Source organism: Leisingera sp. MMG026 (genome assembly GCF_021654205.1).
Lineage (GTDB): Bacteria > Pseudomonadota > Alphaproteobacteria > Rhodobacterales > Rhodobacteraceae > Leisingera.
Genome location: NZ_JAKFZM010000138.1, coordinates 1 through 785 on the forward strand (window position 1 = coordinate 1; position 785 = coordinate 785).

The window sequence follows — 785 nt, forward strand, 5'->3', positions numbered from 1 at the left end:
TAGGTCTGCTGGCGGCCACGCCTGCCTGTCGGCGCGGCATCCCAGCTCATCTCGGGGTCGAACCAGATCGTCAGCGAGCCTCGGCGCTTGAGCGCTTCATTGTAGGCTGGCCAGTTCCTGGTCCTGTAGGTCGGGGGTGTAGGTCTGCTCATGCATCCCAGCTACCACGCTGGATTCATGAGATGAATCCCACACGGGATTTGTGCAACAGAGCCCCCTGAAGCGGGTTTTACTGGGCCAATAGCAATAGGCAAGGAGACCACCTCTGTTTGAGCTCAATGTGGACCGTGTTCGCTGGCCAGGCCTTCGCTTGTGCAGCGCGGCGTTATAGGCGCCGTGCGGACTTCATGAATTCGCACCTGCTGCGGAATCTAGTCTTGCGCTGCAAGTGTGGATTGTACAAAAAGTTGGACATAAAGCAGAGAACCTCTGCATTTGCGGGTTCACTGTACCCTTTGCGCCTTGACCACAGTGCCCCTCCCAATGAAAATTTAGTATGAACGGCGGTCAAGGCCGTTCCGACTAAACTCACGGTGAGGTAAAATTTTGCATTATTTATCACTTTCCTGCGGCCTTGTTGCACAAATCGGTTGGGGGATTCACTGCATGAATCCAGCATGATAGCTGGGAGGCATGAGCAGCTGGGCCCCTACGAAGTACAAGACCACGAACTGGTCGGCTTACAATGAAGCACTGTGTCAGCGCGGATCGCTGACGATCTGGTTCGATCCCGAGATGGAGTGGGTCCCTCCGCCGACCGGGAAGCGCGGTCGCCAACAGAGCTT

Annotated in this window: 2 protein-coding genes; one reads left to right on the plus strand and one right to left on the minus strand. The window is 56.1% G+C overall.

Annotation, left to right across the window (positions count from 1 at the left end):
- The coding region (locus L1069_RS23835; RefSeq protein WP_343328089.1) for a transposase at positions 1-152 on the minus strand (152 nt) is incomplete at its 3' end.
- 481 nt (positions 153-633) lie between these two features.
- On the opposite strand from L1069_RS23835, the gene L1069_RS23840 reads away from it, so the two are divergent.
- Positions 634-785, plus strand: a 152-nt coding sequence (locus L1069_RS23840) for a transposase (RefSeq protein WP_237457296.1), incomplete at its 3' end; no start/stop codon positions are given.